Annotated in this window: 1 rRNA gene (only partly in view); it reads left to right on the forward strand. The window is 58.4% G+C overall.

Features of this window, described 5'->3' with window-relative positions:
* The first annotated feature begins 131 nt into the window (after nucleotides 1-131).
* Nucleotides 132-219: ribosomal RNA gene (gene rrf / locus GS429_RS15315) — 5S ribosomal RNA — on the forward strand; it runs 49 nt beyond the window's last position.

Below are 219 nucleotides of genomic sequence, written 5' to 3' on the forward strand. Positions count from 1 at the left end.
GAGTACTGGAGTGGGCGACCCTCTGGGAAATCCGTTTCGCCGCCTCCATTCATACTTTCTGTGCTCTCCCGAGCGCAGTTCATTCACTACCGATAGTGGTCTGACGGCGGTTCGATTCCGCCGATCGGCATTACAGCGGCCACAGCGACGAGGTACCTCCCGTACCCATCCCGAACACGGAAGATAAGCTCGTCTGCGTTACGGCGAGTACTGGAGTGG

It is taken from the genome of Natronorubrum halalkaliphilum, assembly GCF_009834785.1.
Classification (GTDB): domain Archaea; phylum Halobacteriota; class Halobacteria; order Halobacteriales; family Natrialbaceae; genus Natronorubrum; species Natronorubrum halalkaliphilum.